Source organism: Bacteroidota bacterium, from assembly GCA_039714315.1.
In the GTDB taxonomy this organism is placed as follows: domain Bacteria; phylum Bacteroidota; class Bacteroidia; order Flavobacteriales; family JADGDT01; genus JADGDT01.
In genome coordinates this window covers 1-3367 of the sequence record JBDLJM010000228.1, presented here as the reverse complement: position 1 = coordinate 3367, position 3367 = coordinate 1, and the positions used below count along the sequence as shown (strand labels likewise).

Genomic DNA, 3367 nt, shown 5'->3' with positions numbered 1-3367 from the left:
CTTCAAATCTTAATAAGCTTTTTCTTCTCCTTTAACAGCGTTCACAAAAGTTTGGGCAATAATTTTTGAGTCCAATAACATCGACCAGTTTTCTATATAGAAACGATCAACTCTCGCCCTTGCACGCATCTGTGCCACAGTTTCAGTTTCTCCTCTAAAGCCACGAACCTGAGCCAATCCTGTAATTCCTGGTTTCACAATATGTCGAACCATAAATTTATCAATTATTTTAGAGTAATAGTCAGTGTGACTTAACATATGCGGACGAGGCCCCACAACAGACATTTCGCCTTTAAATACATTTATAAACTGTGGTAATTCATCAATACTAGTACTTCTTAAAAATCTACCAATCTTTGTAACCCGGGGATCGTTTTTCGTTGCTTGCTGAGCATCTGCGTCTTTATTTACTCCCATAGACCTGAATTTATAAACATAGAAATCTGCATTATCCAGACCGCTACGTTTTTGCTTAAAGAACACGGGGCCTTTTGATTCTCTCTTTATCAATAATCCAAGAACAGGAATCAACCACGATAAAACAAAAACTATTACCAGAGAAGAAAAAATCAAATCAAAAATACGCTTTACCCACTTTTGAACAGAGTCTTCAAATGGATTTTCCCGAAGTGCCAAAATCGGCATAAAATCATAATACTGAAGTTTCAAATCTCTTCCAAAAACCCCTTTTGAGTCAGGAATAAACTTGATTATTTTCAAATTATTCTCAGCAAAATCTATTAAGGCTTTTAACTCAATAGAATCAAGCTCCTCAACAGTGCAGTATATTTCATCAATTTCATTATCTAAAACAAAATTCTTTATATCTTTTATCCCTCCTTTTAGTACTTTATTATTTTCATATTTGTCAGAAAAGAAGCCCTTAAACTGATAACCGAATTCAGGGCGTTGATTGAAAAACTTATAAAGTAACTTTGAATTTTCTTCATATCCCACAATTATAATATTCCGGTAATTCCCTCCATACATCCTATAATTACGCAATCCGTAAAATGTAAGAAAGCGCATAAAGAAAAGTAACAATGACAGAACTATAAAGAAGTTTATAATCCCTTCCTTATTTAGCAGTAAATAAGACCAGGAATATAGAGATGATATAAGAAGAAAAAATATCACTATTTGATTTGACAAACCACGCATAATTATCACTATACGTGTAAAACGATATATTTTATATAAGTCTAAGATATATGAGATTACCAACCACCCTACATTAGCCACAAAAAGAAAGCGAAAATCTTTTGTAGCATCAGTCATAAGTCCTTTCTCGAATATTAAAAAATGCATTAAAACATTTAATAATAAAAGATCAGAAAAAATTGCAAATGGTCTTATATATTTTGAGTAACGCTTATCCATCCAAATAATAATCAAGTATCACATTAAGCGTGGGCAAGATATGTAATTACAATCAACCAACAAAGTTACAAATACAAATTAATTGTAAAAAAATCCTCTCAAATAATCTAATTAATCAGATCACATGAGAGGATTACCACAATAAGTTTACTAATATTTAAGCTTACTTCAAGTACCAATTATAAGCATAATTAATACCTTCTTTAAGTTCAATACTATACTTCCACCCCAAAGACTCAAGCTTTGACGAATCTGTTAATTTCCGCATTGTCCCATCGGGTTTATCTGTATTAAAATAAAGTTCTCCCTCGAAACCAACTACTTCTTTTATAGTTTCGGCTAATTCTTTTATTGACACTTCTTTTCCGGTACCGATGTTTATGTGGGTGTTACGTACTTCAACAAGCTCATTTACCGGAGTTTGTTTTTCTGATTCTGTTGTTTTGCAGTTTTCCACTATATCTTCATGAGATATCTCCACTTCGCTTTCGCTACGGTCGATATGACGTTCAGAGACAATATTGCTAAAATCAACATTTTCCATTAAGTGTACACAAGCATCTGCCATGTCCTCACTCCAAAGGAATTCTCGCATTGGATTTCCTGAGCCCCAGATTTCTACTGAGACGTTTGAAGTTTGAGGTTTGGTGTTTGAGGTTTCTTTTACTCCGTATTTTGCTAAAACGTTTAAAATTTCAGATTCGCTGCTTTCTCCATTAACCCCTTCGATTGGTAGTTTATCTAAGTCAGCTCGCAAAGTCTCCAAATCATTATTTTCTAATGCTTTTCCTAAGTGCATTTTTCTGATTAATGCAGGAAGGACGTGTGATTTTTCCAGATCGAAATTATCGTTTGGCCCGTAAAGGTTTGTAGGCTGTGCTGCTATAAAGTTTGTTCCGTACTGGATGTTGTAGCTCTCGCACATTTTTATCCCCGCAATCTTAGCTATTGCATAAGGCTCATTTGTGTATTCCAATTCTGAAGTAAGTAAATATTCTTCCTTCATTGGTTGCTGTGAATTTTTTGGATAAATACAGGTACTACCCAAAAACAGGAGCTTTTTAACTCCGTTAATGTAACTCTGGTGAATCACATTATTCTGTATCATCAGGTTATCGTAGATAAATTCTCCCCGATATGTATTGTTAGCTACTATACCCCCTACTTTTGCAGCGGCCAGTATTACGTAATCGGGTTTTTCTTCTTCGAAGAAGTTTGCAACGGCTTGTTGATTGGTAAGGTCCAGTTCTTTGTGAGTCCTAAAAATAAGGTTTGAGTATCCCTTTGATTTTAGGTTGTTAATAATAGCCGAACCAACAAGTCCACGATGACCAGCTACGTATATTTTTGAATTTGTATTCATTTTTTTAGTTTCACAGAGTTACACAAAGGAGTCACAAAGAACCACAGAGGTTATAGAATGACTCTTTTTATTCCTTCTGTTAATTTTGATACATTGAAATTTATTAATAGACCAAGTTTGTATTCTCCAAGTTTCAGGTAAGTCAATACTTGAGCCAAATGAACATCGGTAAATGCCTCTACTGTTTTTAGCTCAATCACTAATTTATTTTCAACAAGTAAATCTATACGATATCCGTGATCTAACTTGATATCTTTATATACAATTGGTCTGGGTACTTCTTTCATTACATTAAGCCCTAACTCTTTAAGCTCATAAAACAAACACTCCTGATATGCAGACTCAAGTAAACCCGGACCTAATTTCTTATGTACTTCTATTGCAGCCCCAATTACCTTATACGCTATATCATTTTCTGTCATATCTTTTATTATTACACTAATAAGTCACAGAGTTACACAAAGAAAAAAAACTTAGTGCTCTCTGTGTCTCCTTTGTGAACCTCTGGGCTATAACTTTATTCGCAATTTATTCGAAATAATTTAACGTTTCATAGCCTCCATCTTTCAGATACTGATCCTTCTTCATCAGCTTAACATCACTTTGCATCATATCTTTAACCAG

At 34.0% G+C, this 3367-nt stretch carries 3 protein-coding genes; all 3 read right to left on the bottom strand.

The window, feature by feature from the left end:
- Positions 1-9: 9 nt before the first annotated feature.
- A complete protein-coding gene (locus ABFR62_13765; protein ID MEN8139486.1) occupies positions 10-1380 on the bottom strand; it encodes an undecaprenyl-phosphate glucose phosphotransferase in 1371 nt (456 codons plus the stop codon).
- Between the two features lie 163 nt (positions 1381-1543).
- Entirely contained in the window at positions 1544-2743 is a 1200-nt protein-coding gene (locus ABFR62_13760; protein MEN8139485.1) for a GDP-L-fucose synthase, read from the bottom strand.
- A gap of 50 nt (positions 2744-2793) precedes the next feature.
- On the bottom strand, positions 2794-3165 hold the full coding sequence (locus tag ABFR62_13755) for a GxxExxY protein (protein ID MEN8139484.1): 372 nt from the start codon (positions 3163-3165) through the stop codon (positions 2794-2796).
- Between the last annotated feature and the right edge of the window lie 202 nt (positions 3166-3367).

Bases quoted from the DNA above. Each gene is read 5' to 3' on its own strand.
- ABFR62_13765 (MEN8139486.1), bottom strand. From the start codon at position 1,380: ATGGATAAGCGTTACTCAAAATATATAAGACCATTTGCAATTTTTTCT.
- ABFR62_13760 (MEN8139485.1), bottom strand. From the start codon at position 2,743: ATGAATACAAATTCAAAAATATACGTAGCTGGTCATCGTGGACTTGTT.
- ABFR62_13755 (MEN8139484.1), bottom strand. From the start codon at position 3,165: ATGACAGAAAATGATATAGCGTATAAGGTAATTGGGGCTGCAATAGAA.